Here is a 15,039-nt window from a genome sequence, read left to right on the forward strand (position 1 = left end):
ACTGATTTTAGTTTTGAGAGGATGGAAGGATTCGAACCTCCAGTTGGCTAGACACCACCAACAGCCCATCTAAGTATTTATAGACTTCACCCTCTTTGATTTTTACGATACATATTGTTGTGGTGGATTCTTGAAATAGCCTTTGCTATTTTCCAAGTATCTTTCTACTTCTCGTCTTTCATATCCCCACTCTTTTCCATTTATCTTTCTGCCTACAATTCTATTGTGTACTCTAGCTTGATTGATCGTTTTTGCAGAAATTTGATAGTTCATTTCAATCATTTTTGTTGTCAGAAGAATGTCGTCTTTTCGTTTATTCTCTGCTTTTAATTTCTGAACCTCTCTTTCCATTCGCTCCAATCTTTCTACGATAGCCTGTACATAAGCAGGATTTGTCATCTCAATCGTTGCAGGTGTATTTCCAATTTGCTTTAAGTTGGTTTTGAAAGTAACCTCTTTTGCTTGCTTCTTTTTTGGCTTGTAGAGCTTACTAAATTGCAAGTCCATTGGTTCGATATGGTCTTTGTGTTCCCAGTCTGTATGAAACCACGTGATGAGTTTTTCAACATCTTCATCGGTTTCTAAAAAGTCTTGAGGAGTTTCGTATTCGCCATTTAGATATTCACTTCCAAATATTTGTCTTAGCTCTTCTTTTTCGATTGCCATAACGAAATACTCTTTTCCGATTTGATACTCTATTTCCCAAGGATTTAAAAAAGTATATTGTTTTATTTTTATAATTGAACTTTTCATAATTAAAGAATATTTTAATTTATTTGTTTTATATTTTTTATAGTACTGTACACGATAACGTGTGCTATTGGTTACGATAATTGGCTTTCTTTCTGCTCTTTTTTTGCTTCTTTTTCAAGCACTAAATAAGCGACTTGAAAGCCTGTGGAACGGTCTGAAACTTCCTCTTCATACGCCATTATTTGGTTGGTTTTGATGCAACATCCGAAGCGTTCTTTTTCAAATTCGGTAGCTGGAGGGAAGGAGTTTTCATTCATCTCTTGGTAGCTTATCCAAACTGGAAACCATCTATTCATTGCCTTCCAATAATGTCGGATGAGTACCCAACGAGTAATTTTATTCTGATTTTGATGGTGTTTCATAAATTGAAAATTCTGCAATGTGAGTTTCTTGTCCTGTTAGCTCTTTTATTTCCGTCTTTAGTTTTTCTACCATAGTAAGTATGCTATAGTGACTACTTAGGATTTGATCTTCCTCTCCTTCTTCTTGGTCAGATAGTTTTCTAAATTTTGATTCTGTAAAATCAAATTTGATTTCTAGGTAGCCTGTTTCAGACTTGAGTCTTGAGAGAAAAGTAAATACTTGTTCTTTTGACTTCTTGATGGGGTTGTTGATTAGCTCGTTCATTTGCGTAATAGGTTAGAGATGAAGATTTTAGTGAGTATCCAAAAACAGATTATGCGATATGCTGCTAAGTTGAATAATCTTGATAAATGCTTTTTCATTGTTTTTTTGGTTGAATAGTTGAGTTTTTTTAACTAGTAATTTCAAAGTCATCAGAACAAGTCCAAAACTCTTCTGTCAATTTTACTTCGTCATTGATTTTAGTTGCGCTTTCTTCCCAATCACTCCAGTCAGAGTTATTTATAATCCAGTCAATTCCTTCGTAAGAGTCTTTCATAGCGTAAGCTACTTCATCAGCGTATTCTTTAGACTCTCTATTAGCCTCTCCTACATAGTAATTAGCCCTGTGTTTTGCTACCAAGTCCAATGGAAGTGAATATTGTCCTGTGGAGGTGTTGATTATGATGACTTTCATTATTCAGTTTTTTAATTGAGTAAATAAATTGTTTTTTGTGGGTCTTGCAGGACTCGAACCTGCGACTTCAACATTATGAGTGTTGTACTCTAACCAACTGAGTTAAAGACCCTTAAAAATCCTGCATCGGAATCTAACCGATTCAATAGTTAGTACTAAGACTATTGCTTATTCATCAGCAGGATTTGTCCGTTTAATTTATGTCGTCACATTGCCAAACGTACAAAAGCAGACGTACGCCACACAGGACTCGAACCTGTAACCTTTGGTTTAGAAGACCAATACTCTTATCCATTGAGCTAGTGGCGTATAAAAGAGCAGTTCTTTCACCATCCTTTGATTTAGATGGAAAATTTGGTTTGATACCCTGCTCTCCCAGTATCTCCCCTTTTTCTTATGCTACCTGCTCCGTTTGAGTAGGCTGTTGGATTCTGTGATACACTTCGATCACTTTGAGTCTAGCTTCTTCTTTTCTTCTCAAGAGTTCCTCTCGGATGATTTTCTCTATCTGAACTTCTACTAATCTATTTATTTGAGGGTCTTTACAGATGGTGTGAATTTCCCTCAGCAAATCGTCACTAGGCGACTCTTTTATATTATTCGCCAAATGGTCATCAAAGAGTTGAGTGTACATATTTTCGCTTGTGCGCTTCTCGTTTTCTTGATCATCCGAAGAAAAGTAACATTCATTCATTTCTGCTTCTAGTTCTTCATAGAATTGAAAAAGCGTGTCTGTCTTTTTGATTCTATATTCTTGTGGTTCTGTTTCCATTTGTTTAATTATTTGATTGTTTTGGAATTGATTTTTTAGGTAAAATTTGGTGATTGTTGATGAGATTGAGAGATTAGACTTTTAAAGTCTCTCTACTTAGAATCTGATATTCTAGCTGTTGAGCATCTAGTTGGCTGCCAAAATCCATTCTTGCTCGTGCTTTGGCTTTGGTGTGAAGAACGGCTTCATCATCGTTGTCAAAGCAGATAATCGCATAGTCTGAATTGAAGTCTTTTGCTATTACTCGGACATTAGCAAGTTGCTTTCTTGCAGGAGTTGGGTTGTTATATGGGTTTGCTCTCATTTGGGTTGTGATATTTAAAAGTTGAGTGATAGATAAATTTGGTTGTTGATTTAATTTTGGCTCTTACCTCACACCATTCCAGTAAGGCAATGGCAAAGAGTATGAGAAGCATTCCGAAAAGGAAGGTTGCCAGTCCTACATCGGACAGAGCAAGCCAGTCGGTTTGAGTGAGTGTTTTAGTTAGCATATAGGTAGTTTGGTGATTTTTTTTAGGTGTTTTTCTTTGCAGGATAGCTTACAGGATAGACATCTGACCATCCGTGAATTGTACTTTTCTCAAGAGAATCAATAGCATCTCTTTCTTCCCATTTGCTTAGTCTCTTAAGTATCTTTTCAGTTTTTTCAAGACTTATAGAGCCAGCCATCTCAATTCTAGAATTCAAAAAGTCTTTCCAAGCTTCTTGAAACTCTTGGCTCTCAAAAGGCAGTTCTAGAAATTTCTCATGTGACTCTGAAACCATTTCCTTAATTGCTTGTCCATCAATTCTAAACTCTAGAGTAGTCGGAGCTTCCGTTTCTTGAAATTCCATTTTTGAGTAGATGAAAGCCATTAAATCAAAATGATTGATTAGTATGTAGCATTCATCAGGATTATTACCTCTTTTGTATTTTGAATATACATTGGTTGTACTTGGGTCAATAGATACAATTTCTATCTCTTCCCCATGTAGCTCTTTGAGATAATCTTGAATCAAATTTGTGTTGAATTCCTTCATAGTCGTAAAATTTTTAGGTGTTTTGAAGTTTCTGTTTTTTCAACTCTCGGTCTATCTTGTCTCTTGCTGCTTTTAATTCAGCTTTGTAGCTGTTTAAAAGGTCTTCTTCTTTTTTGCAAGATTGACCGTTATTGGTGCGTCGGTAAATGTCAGTGCTTAACCGATTGACCTCCTTTTCAAGAAATCGATATCTATTTGCTGTCATGAATAATTGGTGTTTTTGGATTGGAAGATATTGTTTGTTGTTGCGCCAATTCTGTAAAATCCAAATAGGCATCAATGATTTTTTGATTGGCTTCCACAACAGGCACAATCTGACTCAATAGAAAATCAGCGTAGTATTTGTATTCTGCCCTTTCAGTCAGTTCGTCGATAGTCTGACGTTCTTCTTTCGACACGTAAAAACGAATTTGGGATTTATCATCTTCTGCGCTGCCTTTCTGTTTTGAGAAGTGCTGTCTTTTGGAAGGAATATCTTTAGCAGGAGGTGCAGGAGCTGAGTTAGGAAGTACAGGATTTACCAAAAGAGACTTGATAAAATCTGTTACATTTTTGTGTCCTTGCAGAAAGGCAATTACTTCCATACTTTTTTTAAAAGTAGTCGTGCAAGTGATACATAAATGTTCGGATCGCTTATTTGGCTGGCGTTTTCTACGCTTAATCTTACTGATTGTTGTGGAGTGCTGCATAAATTTGTATTGTACATTATGCACTACACTAAAACTTTTTGTAGTTTTGTGTTGTGCTACGTTTGAATTGGTAATACAAACATATAAACAATTTTCTACAAATACAACTATTTGTAAAAAATAAACTACAATTTTATAGACTATTTTTTATGAAGGCTATAAATCGCTTGTTTTCTTATTTAGAGTATAAAGATATTCCTCATACTAGATATGAGAAGGATGTGGGTTTGTCTAATGGATATTTAAAAACACAACTTCGTAGAGAAGCTGATTTAGGAGAGAGTATATTTACTAGAGTGTTAAACAATAGTTTAGATATAAATCCTACTTGGCTTTTAACTGGAGAAGGTGAAATGCTAAAAGAGAATGTCAAAATCAACTCAAATAACAACACAATAAGTAAATCCAAAAATCTTGAGAACGTAAATCAAACACAGGGAAATTTAAATAGTAGCTCTGGTTCTGAATCTTCTAAGGATATGGAGATTGATTTTCTGAAAAGGGAAAATGAATCTTTGAAAGAACAGGTTGAATACTTTAAAGGGCTTTTAGATAAAGCTATGAGTAAGTAAAAACCCTAACTTCAATAAATTAGTAAAAACCCTATGTTTATATTATATCAATAGTTATACTTTTAAGAAGTGCTGTGATTTAACATTAGAGCTTTTTGATTTCTTTACCATGTCTTGGTGTTTTTTTGCATTAAGTAGAAATACAAGTTTAAAAAAACTTGAATAAAGTTGCGTTTATAAATAAGTTAGGTGGCATTATTAAGAACAGTAATATATGAAAATAACTTTAGATAGAATAGGGAGTAACAAAACGACAAATATTGCGACACGTTGCCCTCATTGTGGACACCAAGGTGTTTTTTTGCAAGTTGGACTTAAAGATGTATATACTTGGACTCGATATCAGAATAACAATACTGAATATCCTGTAAATTATTTAGGAATTAGAAAATGTCCGAATGAAAAATGTCAAGGACATTTATTTTTCATTTCTGACGACAACAGTAATGTATTGCTTACTTCACCAAGTGAAACAATACCATTTGACAAAGAGAATATTCCAGACAGAGTTTTGAATGCTTTTGAAGAGGCTATTAAGTGTCACTCAAATTCTTGTTTCATTGCTTCTGCAATAATGATTCGCAAGACTCTTGAAGAGATATGTATTGAAAGAGGATCTGAAGGAGCTAATCTTTTTAAAAAACTACAGAACTTAGCTGGAAAAATTTTGATACCACAAGAGTTATTGGATGGAATGAATGAATTGAGACTTCTTGGAAATGACGCTGCTCATATAGAAGCACAAACCTTTAGCGAAATTGGTAAAGAAGAAATTGAAGTTTCATTAGAATTTGCAAAGGAAATTTTAAAAGCTGTATACCAATATGAAAACCTACTTCAACGACTCAAAAAACTAAAAGATAAAGGAAATAATAATGCTACATAAACTTACCAAGCCGAGAACCATTAGTAGAAAAACACAAATGATAACAAAGATAAGTGTTAGGAATGCACGCTTTTTATATCCTGCATTATCCTTAACAAATATTAATAATCTTTAAATCTGTTTTAAAATTTATTTTATTGATAGTCAGTTAGTTGTAAATTATTTTTGAAATAGTTGTCATTTTTGGGTGGTTTTTGACATTAAGTAAAAAGGACAAGAGATAAAATTGTGTTTGTTTCTCTTTTTTGGGGATATACGCAAGTTTTTGAAAATAATTGAACGCAGTTGCGTTTATAAACAAGTTGGGAGTGAAATGCCTTCGCTACGCTACGACACCTTCACCCAACACGAGATTTACGAAGTTATAAAATTCCGACCTTAGGGAGGGAAATTTTATAACTTCGTAAATCCCTGCTTCGTTATAGCCAATAAGACTAAAAAAATCGCAAATGAACAAAACAATATTTGAGATCACTAAAATGGACTGTCCCTCAGAAGAAAACCTTATCCGAATGAAACTGGATGGAATTTCAAGTATTGCGAATTTGGATTTTGATATACCAAACCGAAAACTGACCGTTTTTCATAACGGAGAAATTGACCAAATCGAAAAGTCAGTTCTTGAATTGAATTTGGGCGGTAAGAAAATATCGTCAGAACAAACTGACCAAACGAAATTTAAAGAAACTGCAAACCAGCGAAAATTACTCTGGAGCGTCCTTGCAATAAACTTTGCTTTTTTCCTTATAGAAATGACAACAGGAATAATCTCAAAATCAATGGGACTTGTTGCAGATAGTTTAGATATGCTTGCTGACTCATTTGTATATGGAATCAGTCTTTTTGCAGTCGGTGGAACGCTGATTAGAAAAAAACGAATAGCCAAAATTGCTGGATACTTTCAAATAACCCTCGCAATTATCGGATTCATAGAAGTTTTAAGAAGGTTTTATGGAGTAGAGAAACTTCCCGATTTTTGGACTATGATTATCGTTTCGATTTTTGCACTTATCGCAAACGGAATTTGTTTGTATTTACTTCAAATGTCGAAAAGCAAAGAAGAAGCCCATATGAAAGCAAGTATGATATTCACTTCTAATGATATAATCATAAACCTTGGAGTCATTTTCGCTGGACTTTTAGTTAATTGGCTAAACTCAAACCTACCTGATTTAATAATTGGTACCATTGTTTTTGTTTTAGTTGTACAAGGGGCAATTAGGATCTTAAAACTTGGAAAATGAAAAACTGGTTACAACATGGTATATAGCAAATAGGGCGTTCGGTGGTTTACGAAAGTTCAGTACTTTCTACTCCCCTACTTGCTATATACTAAACGTCGTTGGCAAATACTAATAAAAATACCAAAACCACCAACTCAAAAAAAGTTGGTATTTTTTTATATCAAAAATAATTTGCGTAGCACTCCATAAATTTGTTTATTGCTTAGTGATTTGGAGGCGTAGTAATACTACTTTAAAAGCCTTCTACAAAATAGCAACATTTTTAAATATAAGATTGCTGAGATTTTAAGTGTGAATATATCCAAATTACTAATAGACAATAATGAATAGCTTCAAAGAAAAAGCAGATAAAATATGGGAAGTAGCTAATCTACTTAGAGGCGATTATAAGCGTTCTGATTATGGAAAGGTAATTTTACCAATGACGGTTCTCAGACGATTAGACTGTGTATTAGCTCCCAACAAACAAAAAGTATTAGATACTTTATCTAAAGTAAAAGATAGTAGTGAAACTGCTAAAGACAAAGTTCTAAATGCTACTGCTGGATTAAATTTTCATAACCGTAGTCAATTTGATTTTGATAAAATTGTAGCAGATGCAAATAATGTTGCTGCCAACCTAAGAAATTACATTAATGGTTTTTCGATCTCTGCTCGTGAGATTATTGAATACTTCAATTTTGATGATCAGATTGATAGAATGGACGACCCAAAAGCAGATATTCTGTTTCGTGTTGTCAAAGCTTTCCAAGAAATTGACCTTAAAGATATGGGTTCAATGGAAATGGGATATGTCTTTGAAGATTTAATTAGACGTTTTGCAGAGCAATCCAACGAAACGGCAGGAGAACACTTTACACCTCGTGAAGTGATTAAGCTAATGGTAAATATGCTATTTAATGATGATAGTGATATTTTAACCAAAGAAGGAATTGTAAAAACACTCTATGACCCAGCTTGTGGAACAGGAGGAATGCTTTCTGTTGGAGAGCAGCATGTAAAAGAGTTTAACCCAAATGCTGATTTAAAAGTATTTGGACAAGAAATAAATCCTGAATCTTATGCTATCTGTAAATCAGATATGCTAATCAAAGGACAAAATCCAAGTAATATTAAGTTTGGAAACACCTTTACCATTGATGGTTTAGAAGATGAACAATTTGATTATATGCTATCTAATCCACCCTTTGGAGTAGATTGGAAAAAGGCTCAAAAAATAATCAAGGCAGAATACGAAAACAAAGGAATGCAAGGGCGTTTTGGTGCTGGACTTCCACGAATTAACGATGGTTCTTTTTTGTTTTTGCAACACATGATTTCTAAAATGAAATCGACTGGAACTCGCATTGCAGTTGTTTTTAATGGCTCTCCTTTATTTTCTGGTTCTGCTGGAAGTGGAGAAAGTGAGATACGCAAATGGATTATTGAAAATGACTGGTTAGAAGCTATTGTGGCACTACCAGACCAACTGTTTTATAATACAGGTATTTCCACTTATATATGGATTATAGATAACAAAAAAGCGGAAGAAAGAAAAGGTAAAGTACAACTTATCAACGCTACAGGTGCTAAAGATGAAGAGCTTATTAAAGAAGGGGAACTGGAAGTGAACCGTTTTTGGAAAAAAATGGATAGAAGTTTAGGGAATAAAAGAAAACAAATTCCTGAAAATGGAACTACTAAAGGCATTGGCTTTATAAGTCAATTGTATGGTAATTTTGAGGAAAACGAGTTTTCTAAAATAGTACCTAATGATTACTTTGGGTATTGGCGAGTTACTGTTGAGCAGCCTGAAAAAGACGAAAATGGCAAAGTGATAAAAACTAAGAGCAAACCCAAAGCTGATTCTAAATTAAGAGATTACGAAAACATACCATTTCTTAAAAAAGAAAAAGACGGTAGTCTAGTCCCACAAACCATAAAAGAATATTTTACTAGAGAAGTAGCACCACATTTACCAGAAGCGTGGATAGATGAAGCAAAAACTAAAGAAGGTTATGAAATTAACTTTACTAAATACTTCTATGAGTTTAAACCACTTCGTCCTTTAGAAGAAATTAAAGCAGCCATTTTGGCTTTGGAAAAAACATCTTTAGAAAACCAAAAAACTATACTAGATTAATGGAAAAATACGAAAATTACAAAGACAGTGGTATAGAATGGATTGGTGAGATTCCTGAGCATTGGGAAATTAAGAAATTGAAATACCTAACATTAATCGGAAATGGTAGAGATCATAAAAATGTGTGGGATGAAGATGGACAATATCCAATAATTGGAACAGGAGGCGAATTTGGTAGAGCCAATACTTTTTTATTTGATAAACCCTCAGTTATTCTAGGAAGAAAAGGAACTATTGATAAGCCAATGTTTATTGATAAGCCATTTTGGGCTGTTGATACGGCATACTTTACAATTTCTAAAGAGAATACTGATACGAAATATCTCTTTTATTTAAGCAATACGATAAATTTTGATTTCTATAAATATGGATCAGCAGTTCCGAGTATGAATCAAGAGCAGTTAAAAGAAATTTATTTTTCAGCTCCACCAACAAAAAAAGAACAAACAGCAATAGCCAATTATCTAGACAAAAAAACGTCTGACTTAGACCAACTCATATCAGAAAAAAAACAGTTAATCAAACTCTATCAAGAAGAAAAAACAGGCATCATTAACCAAGCAGTTACCAAAGGTATTAATCCTGATGTAAAGCTAAAAAATAGTGGTATTGAGTGGTTGGGGGATATTCCTGAGCATTGGGAGGTTAAGCAATTTAGACATATTATTGATGTTTTAACTGATTATACAGCAAACGGATCTTTTGCTTCTCTTGCTAAAAATGTAAAGTATGAAACTTCAGGATATTCTAGACTTGTTCGTCTAACAGATTTAAGAGTTAACTTGAAGAATGATGGTATTTACGTTTCTGAACATTCTCATAACTTTCTCAGCAAATCTGAACTATATGGTGGTGAAATTTTATTAGCAAATGTTGGAGCGTACGCAGGTCTAGTGGTATTGATGCCAAATCTAGAAGGTAAACATACTTTAGGTCCTAACATGTTTTTAATTCGAGTAAGCATAAATACAGAGTATATTTCTTACTATCTGAACTCAAGTGTAATAAATTCTAAACTTAGGAATTTAGCTCTTTCTTCTGCCCAACCAAAATTAAATAAGGATAATATTAAATCTCTTCCATTGGTTATTCCTAAAACACTTGAGGAACAAACCCAAATTGTCCAACACATAGAAAAAGAATCAGCAAGAATAGATTCCAAAATAGCTAAAGCAAAAAAATATATTAAACTACTAACTGAATATCGCACCACTCTAATAAGTGAGGTGGTAACAGGTAAAATAAAAGTAATATGAGTACTCAAATGAATATAGAGCCTAGTAGTCAAACCTTTGCTGACTTAATGAGTAGCAACACTCGCTATTTAGTTCCTCGTTTTCAAAGAGATTATTCTTGGGAGCAAGAACAATGGGAAGACTTATGGAATGATATAAGAGAACTAGAGCAAGAAGGTTCACACTATATGGGCTATATTGTATTGCAGCAAAAAGAAAAAAATCAATACGAAATAATTGACGGTCAGCAACGTATGGTTACCCTTACATTGTTGATTCTAGCTTATATGTCTAAACTTAAATCTTTCATTGAGAATGACGAAGATAAAGAAGATAATGAAGAACGTTTAGAGGTAATAAGTAAGCGATATATTGGCGTTAAAAGTTTAATCACACTAAGTGTTGATAGTAGATTAACTCTAAATAGAAATAATAAAACATATTTTAAAGATATATGTGATAATCTAAAACCATCAAACCCAACGCAGATCACAGTAAGTAATAATTATATAAGAAAAGCTTTTGAGTTTTTGGTTTCAAAAATAGAGTTAGATAATGGATTAGCTATCGCAGAAAATATAGAATATTTTACATCATCTTTGGTATTCACTAAAATAGTTGTTCAAGATAGTATAAATGCTTATAAAGTATTTGAAACCCTTAATGCTAGAGGTGTTATGTTGTCTACACCAGATTTAATAAAGAATTACATTTTTTCTACGATTGCTCAAACAGGATTTGTCACAGACTCAGAACTAGATGAATTAGATGAAAAATGGAGTAGTGTTATTTCTCAACTTGGCGAAAAGAATTTCACAGATTTTATAAGACATTTATTTAATTCAGAACACGAATTTGTAACAAAAAAAGATTTATTTAAGAAGGTTAGAGAAAAATATCAGACACCACAAGAAGCATCAAGCTATTTGAATAGTTTATCTAAAAATGCTGCTTTATATACATCATTACTTAATCATCATGAAGAATGGTGGAAATCTATTGATCAAAAATATATAGAAGTAAAGCCATATTTAGAATCTTTCAAATTATTTGGCATTAAACAACCAAATATTGTTTTATTAGCTGCTTATCAAAAATTTACACCTGAAGAGTTTGTAAAAACAGCTAAATATCTTTATGTGCTTTCAATTAGGTATAACGTGATTTGCAATCATTCTGCAAGTGAACAAGAGAAGAGGTACAATACAATTGCTCAAAATATTTCAAATGGTAGTATAAAAAGAGCTAGTAAAGTAAAGGATAGCAACGAATTTAAAGAATTATATCCTAATGATGATTATTTTAAAAAAATATTTTCATTCTATAAAATGCCCAGTAGAAAATCTTCAAAAAAAATACGATTTTTACTTACCCAAATAGAAAAATCGTCTGGAAGAAATATTGACTACTTAGCTGTTACTTTAGAGCATATTTGTCCTTACAATCCAGAGCAAGAATGGATTGAAGCTTTTGGAGTTGGGGTTAATGATGTTTCTGATAGACTAGGCAATATGGTTCTACTAGACCGTGACGAACTCAAACGATCAAGCTTTGTGGATAAACAAAGAGTTTATTTAGATAGTCCGTATCGTTTAGCTAGTGAAGTAGCTAAGTATCAAACATGGACATTGGAAGATGTTGACAAATATCAAGATTGGCTATCAGACCAAGCAGTTAAAACTTGGAGAGTAGATTATCAATAAAATATCAATTATGAGCATCACAACAGAAAATACTTTCGAAACAGCCATAGAGCAAGCCTTAGTACAAAACGGAGGTTATACTGTTGGCGACTCCACTACTTACAGTCAAGAGCTAGGCTTTTTTAGAGATGAGATATTAGCTTTTTTGCAACGCTCACAGCCTAAAAAGTGGGAGAAAATATCTGCCATCCACGGAAAAGATACAGAAAATAGAGTATTGCAACGCTTATATAAAGAATTAGATTTAAGAGGTTGCCTAGATGTTTTGAGAAAAGGATTTGTTGATTATGGTGTACGTTTTCAAATGGCATTTTTTAAACCTGCTTCGGGCTTAAATCCAGATGCAGTTGAAATATATAATACGAATAGCTTAAAAGTATATCGCCAAGTTTATTATAGTAAGAGAAATAGAAATTCAGTTGATATTGTCTTGGGTTTAAATGGCTTACCTGTGGCAACTTTAGAACTCAAAAATCAGTTTACAGGTCAGAATGTAAATCACGCCAAAAACCAGTATAAAGATACACGAGATCCAAAAGAAATTTTATTTTCTTTCAAAAAGAGGACTTTAGTGCATTTCTCAGTAGATTCTGATGAAGTTTATATGGCTACTAAATTGGAGGGTTCAAAAACCTATTGGCTGCCTTTCAATAAAGGAAATGGACACGGAAAAGGTAATCCAATTAATGAGAATGGAGATTATCGCACATCTTATCTATGGAATTACATTCTACAAAAAGATAGTTGGCTACAAATTCTACAACAGTTTATCCATCTCCAAACAGAAGAAGTTATCAATGATGGTAAGGTATATAGAATAGAAAAAATGATTTTCCCTCGTTACCATCAGTTAGATGTTGTTCGTAAAGTAACCAAAGATACTTTAGAGAATGGTGCAGGTAAAAATTATTTGGTGCAACATTCAGCAGGCTCAGGCAAAAGTAATTCTATTGCTTGGTTAGCTTATGGTTTAACTAGCTTACATAATGCGTCTAATGAGCGTATTTTTGATTCTGTGATTGTAGTTACCGATCGAAAAGTTTTAGATCAACAGTTACAAAATACTATTTATCAATTTGAACACAAACAAGGTGTTGTTCAAAAAATTGATAAAGATAGCACACAGTTGGCAGATGCAATTAGTAATGGCACAAATATTATCATTACTACACTTCAAAAGTTTCCTTATGTGATTGATAAAGTTGGAGAAGTTCCAGACCGTAAATATGCTGTTGTTATTGACGAGGCGCATAGTTCACAAGGAGGAGAAGCCAGTAAAAAAATGAAAGAAGTTTTAGGGGTAGTTGATAATGATGCTACACAAGAAGCTTATTTAGAATCTGATGAAGATATTTTAGGTCAAGATATAGTAAATAGCTGTATTGAGAAGTCAGCTTTGTCAAGAGGAAGGCAAGCAAATATTTCATTTTTTGCTTTTACTGCTACGCCAAAGTATAAAACATTGCAAGTTTTTGGAGCTAAAGACGAGGAAGGCAATCCAAAACCTTTTCACTTGTACTCTATGCGTCAAGCTATAGAAGAGGGGTTTATTTTGGATGTATTAAAGAATTACACAACCTATGAACTGTACTTTAAGCTAACCAAAGCTATAGAAGACGATCCACGATTCAATAAGAAAAAAGCTGCCAAAGCTATTGGTAAATATGTGTCTTTGCACCCTCATAATTTAGCTCAAAAAACAGAAATTATTATAGAACATTTTAGGTCTATTGTTTCTAAAAAGATTGGTGGAAAAGCTAAAGCAATGGTTGTTTGTGGTTCTAGATTACACGCCAAAAGATATTTTGAGGAGTTTAATAAATACATAAAGGTAAAAGGCTATCAAAATGAATTAAAGGTAATAGTAGCTTTTTCAGGGAAGTTAAAGGATGATAATTATCCTGAGGGAGTTCTTGAATCTGAATTAAATGGATTTAGGGAAAACGAGTTGCCTCAAATGTTTGAAAAAGAGGAATATAAAATATTAATTGTAGCTGATAAATATCAAACAGGCTTTGATCAGCCATTGCTACATACAATGTATGTTGATAAACAATTATCTGGTGTAAAAGCCGTTCAAACACTTTCTAGATTAAATAGAATGTGTAAAGGTAAGGAAGATACTTTTGTATTAGACTTTACAAATGATAGAGAAACCATCTTCCAATCATTTCAACCTTATTACGAAATAACAACAGTAACAGATGAAACAGATATCAATCATTTATATGATTTAAAAGCAAGGTTAGATGATTTTCAAGTCTATTGGCAAGAAGAAATTGATGATTTTGCAAATATCTATTTTCACCCAAACACTAATTTGAACAATGCTAAAAATCAAAGGTATCTTTATTCATTTACTGATCCATCTGTAGAACGATTTAAAGGTCTAGAGGAAGAGAAGCAAGATGAGTTTAAAAAATCTATACGTTCTTGGACGAACTTATATTCGTTTTTAGCTCAGATAATGCCATTTGTAGATGCTGATGCTGAAAAATTTTATGCTTTTGCTAAACTGTTGCAAATACGATTACCGAAAAGAGATTTATCAGAAACTCTTCAATTATCAGATGAGGTTGCATTGGAATATTATCGTTTAGAAAAAATAAAGGAAGGTTCGATAGACCTTTTAAAAGGCGAAGAAGGTGAACTAAGTGGGGTAACAGAAGCTGGCTTAAAGCGAACAAAAGGCGAAGAAGCTCTATTATCTGAAATTGTTTCTGTTTTGAATGAACGTTTTGCAACTGAATTTGAAGATGCAGATAAATTGTTCTTTGATCAAATAGAAGCTGAGTTAATGGAAGATGAAAAATTACAAACGCAAGCAAAAGCCAATAAACTTGATACGTTTAAATATGCTTTTGAAGATATGTTTATGAATAAACTCATTGGAAGAATGGATCAGAACCAAGATATTTTCGAGAAAATACTTGAAGATAAAATGTTTGGGGATTTAGTCAAAGAATTGATGATGAAGAAAATATATAGGAAGATGAATGAGTAA

At 33.1% G+C, this 15,039-nt stretch carries 16 protein-coding genes and 2 tRNA genes; 7 read left to right on the forward strand and 11 right to left on the reverse strand.

Annotated elements, in window-relative coordinates; genetic code table 11:
* Window positions 1-102: 102 nt before the first annotated feature.
* The 11 genes from V9L05_RS18130 to V9L05_RS18180 form a co-directional block, all read right to left on the reverse strand.
* Window positions 103-753 carry a hypothetical protein gene (locus V9L05_RS18130; RefSeq protein WP_338813265.1) on the reverse strand — a complete coding sequence of 217 codons (651 nt, stop codon included), beginning with the start codon at window positions 751-753 and terminating at the stop codon, window positions 103-105.
* A gap of 71 nt (window positions 754-824) precedes the next feature.
* Entirely contained in the window at window positions 825-1,115 is a 291-nt protein-coding gene (locus V9L05_RS18135; protein WP_338813266.1) for a hypothetical protein, read from the reverse strand.
* Window positions 1,090-1,380, reverse strand: coding sequence for a hypothetical protein (locus V9L05_RS18140; protein ID WP_338813267.1), 291 nt, complete (start codon window positions 1,378-1,380; stop codon window positions 1,090-1,092). The genes V9L05_RS18135 and V9L05_RS18140 overlap by 26 nt, the downstream gene beginning before the upstream one ends.
* A 127-nt stretch (window positions 1,381-1,507) precedes the next feature.
* On the reverse strand, window positions 1,508-1,792 hold the full coding sequence (locus tag V9L05_RS18145) for a hypothetical protein (protein WP_338813268.1): 285 nt from the start codon (window positions 1,790-1,792) through the stop codon (window positions 1,508-1,510).
* A gap of 38 nt (window positions 1,793-1,830) precedes the next feature.
* Window positions 1,831-1,904: transfer RNA gene (locus V9L05_RS18150), tRNA-Met, on the reverse strand.
* 123 nt (window positions 1,905-2,027) lie between these two features.
* Window positions 2,028-2,101: transfer RNA gene (locus V9L05_RS18155), tRNA-Arg, on the reverse strand.
* An 85-nt stretch (window positions 2,102-2,186) separates the two neighbouring features.
* Window positions 2,187-2,564: a hypothetical protein gene (locus V9L05_RS18160; protein WP_338813269.1), complete on the reverse strand. Its 378-nt coding sequence runs from the start codon at window positions 2,562-2,564 to the stop codon at window positions 2,187-2,189.
* 73 nt (window positions 2,565-2,637) lie between these two features.
* Window positions 2,638-2,868 (reverse strand): hypothetical protein, encoded by a 231-nt coding sequence (locus V9L05_RS18165; RefSeq protein ID WP_338813270.1) that lies wholly within the window; start codon window positions 2,866-2,868, stop codon window positions 2,638-2,640.
* 209 nt (window positions 2,869-3,077) lie between these two features.
* Window positions 3,078-3,584, reverse strand: coding sequence for a hypothetical protein (locus tag V9L05_RS18170; RefSeq protein WP_338813271.1), 507 nt, complete (start codon window positions 3,582-3,584; stop codon window positions 3,078-3,080).
* A 13-nt stretch (window positions 3,585-3,597) separates the two neighbouring features.
* Window positions 3,598-3,789, reverse strand: coding sequence for a hypothetical protein (locus V9L05_RS18175; protein WP_338813272.1), 192 nt, complete (start codon window positions 3,787-3,789; stop codon window positions 3,598-3,600).
* Window positions 3,776-4,273 (reverse strand): hypothetical protein, encoded by a 498-nt coding sequence (locus V9L05_RS18180; protein WP_338813273.1) that lies wholly within the window; start codon window positions 4,271-4,273, stop codon window positions 3,776-3,778. The genes V9L05_RS18175 and V9L05_RS18180 overlap by 14 nt, the downstream gene beginning before the upstream one ends.
* Window positions 4,274-4,422: 149 nt before the next feature.
* On the opposite strand from V9L05_RS18180, the gene V9L05_RS18185 reads away from it, so the two are divergent.
* The 7 genes from V9L05_RS18185 (at window position 4,423) to V9L05_RS18215 (ending at window position 15,039) form a co-directional block, all read left to right on the forward strand.
* On the forward strand, window positions 4,423-4,845 hold the full coding sequence (locus V9L05_RS18185) for a hypothetical protein (protein ID WP_338813274.1): 423 nt from the start codon (window positions 4,423-4,425) through the stop codon (window positions 4,843-4,845).
* A gap of 214 nt (window positions 4,846-5,059) precedes the next feature.
* Window positions 5,060-5,731 (forward strand): DUF4145 domain-containing protein, encoded by a 672-nt coding sequence (locus V9L05_RS18190; RefSeq protein ID WP_338813275.1) that lies wholly within the window; start codon window positions 5,060-5,062, stop codon window positions 5,729-5,731.
* A 449-nt stretch (window positions 5,732-6,180) separates the two neighbouring features.
* Complete coding sequence (locus V9L05_RS18195) at window positions 6,181-6,975, forward strand: cation transporter (RefSeq protein ID WP_338813276.1); 795 nt, start codon at window positions 6,181-6,183, stop codon at window positions 6,973-6,975.
* A 322-nt stretch (window positions 6,976-7,297) separates the two neighbouring features.
* Window positions 7,298-9,097 carry a class I SAM-dependent DNA methyltransferase gene (locus V9L05_RS18200; RefSeq protein ID WP_338813277.1) on the forward strand — a complete coding sequence of 600 codons (1,800 nt, stop codon included), beginning with the start codon at window positions 7,298-7,300 and terminating at the stop codon, window positions 9,095-9,097.
* Window positions 9,097-10,353 carry a restriction endonuclease subunit S gene (locus V9L05_RS18205; protein ID WP_338813278.1) on the forward strand — a complete coding sequence of 419 codons (1,257 nt, stop codon included), beginning with the start codon at window positions 9,097-9,099 and terminating at the stop codon, window positions 10,351-10,353. The genes V9L05_RS18200 and V9L05_RS18205 overlap by 1 nt, the downstream gene beginning before the upstream one ends.
* Complete coding sequence (locus V9L05_RS18210) at window positions 10,350-12,035, forward strand: DUF262 domain-containing HNH endonuclease family protein (RefSeq protein ID WP_338813279.1); 1,686 nt, start codon at window positions 10,350-10,352, stop codon at window positions 12,033-12,035. Before V9L05_RS18205 ends, V9L05_RS18210 begins: the two co-directional genes overlap by 4 nt.
* 10 nt (window positions 12,036-12,045) lie before the next feature.
* Window positions 12,046-15,039, forward strand: a complete 2,994-nt coding sequence (locus V9L05_RS18215; RefSeq protein ID WP_338813280.1) for a DEAD/DEAH box helicase family protein — start codon at window positions 12,046-12,048, stop codon at window positions 15,037-15,039.

The organism is Bernardetia sp. Wsw4-3y2 (assembly GCF_037126295.1).
In the GTDB taxonomy this organism is placed as follows: Bacteria; Bacteroidota; Bacteroidia; order Cytophagales; family Bernardetiaceae; genus Bernardetia.

Excerpts from the sequence above, each read along its gene's own strand:
- V9L05_RS18170 (WP_338813271.1), bottom strand. The coding sequence starts at position 3,584 with ATGAAGGAATTCAACACAAATTTGATTCAAGATTATCTCAAAGAGCTA.
- V9L05_RS18140 (WP_338813267.1), bottom strand. The coding sequence starts at position 1,380 with ATGAACGAGCTAATCAACAACCCCATCAAGAAGTCAAAAGAACAAGTA.
- V9L05_RS18165 (WP_338813270.1), bottom strand. The coding sequence starts at position 2,868 with ATGAGAGCAAACCCATATAACAACCCAACTCCTGCAAGAAAGCAACTT.
- V9L05_RS18215 (WP_338813280.1), top strand. The coding sequence starts at position 12,046 with ATGAGCATCACAACAGAAAATACTTTCGAAACAGCCATAGAGCAAGCC.
- V9L05_RS18210 (WP_338813279.1), top strand. The coding sequence starts at position 10,350 with ATGAGTACTCAAATGAATATAGAGCCTAGTAGTCAAACCTTTGCTGAC.
- V9L05_RS18180 (WP_338813273.1), bottom strand. The coding sequence starts at position 4,273 with ATGCAGCACTCCACAACAATCAGTAAGATTAAGCGTAGAAAACGCCAG.
- V9L05_RS18135 (WP_338813266.1), bottom strand. The coding sequence starts at position 1,115 with ATGAAACACCATCAAAATCAGAATAAAATTACTCGTTGGGTACTCATC.
- V9L05_RS18175 (WP_338813272.1), bottom strand. The coding sequence starts at position 3,789 with ATGACAGCAAATAGATATCGATTTCTTGAAAAGGAGGTCAATCGGTTA.
- V9L05_RS18145 (WP_338813268.1), bottom strand. The coding sequence starts at position 1,792 with ATGAAAGTCATCATAATCAACACCTCCACAGGACAATATTCACTTCCA.
- V9L05_RS18205 (WP_338813278.1), top strand. The coding sequence starts at position 9,097 with ATGGAAAAATACGAAAATTACAAAGACAGTGGTATAGAATGGATTGGT.
- V9L05_RS18200 (WP_338813277.1), top strand. The coding sequence starts at position 7,298 with ATGAATAGCTTCAAAGAAAAAGCAGATAAAATATGGGAAGTAGCTAAT.
- V9L05_RS18185 (WP_338813274.1), top strand. The coding sequence starts at position 4,423 with ATGAAGGCTATAAATCGCTTGTTTTCTTATTTAGAGTATAAAGATATT.
- V9L05_RS18160 (WP_338813269.1), bottom strand. The coding sequence starts at position 2,564 with ATGGAAACAGAACCACAAGAATATAGAATCAAAAAGACAGACACGCTT.
- V9L05_RS18130 (WP_338813265.1), bottom strand. The coding sequence starts at position 753 with ATGAAAAGTTCAATTATAAAAATAAAACAATATACTTTTTTAAATCCT.
- V9L05_RS18195 (WP_338813276.1), top strand. The coding sequence starts at position 6,181 with ATGAACAAAACAATATTTGAGATCACTAAAATGGACTGTCCCTCAGAA.
- V9L05_RS18190 (WP_338813275.1), top strand. The coding sequence starts at position 5,060 with ATGAAAATAACTTTAGATAGAATAGGGAGTAACAAAACGACAAATATT.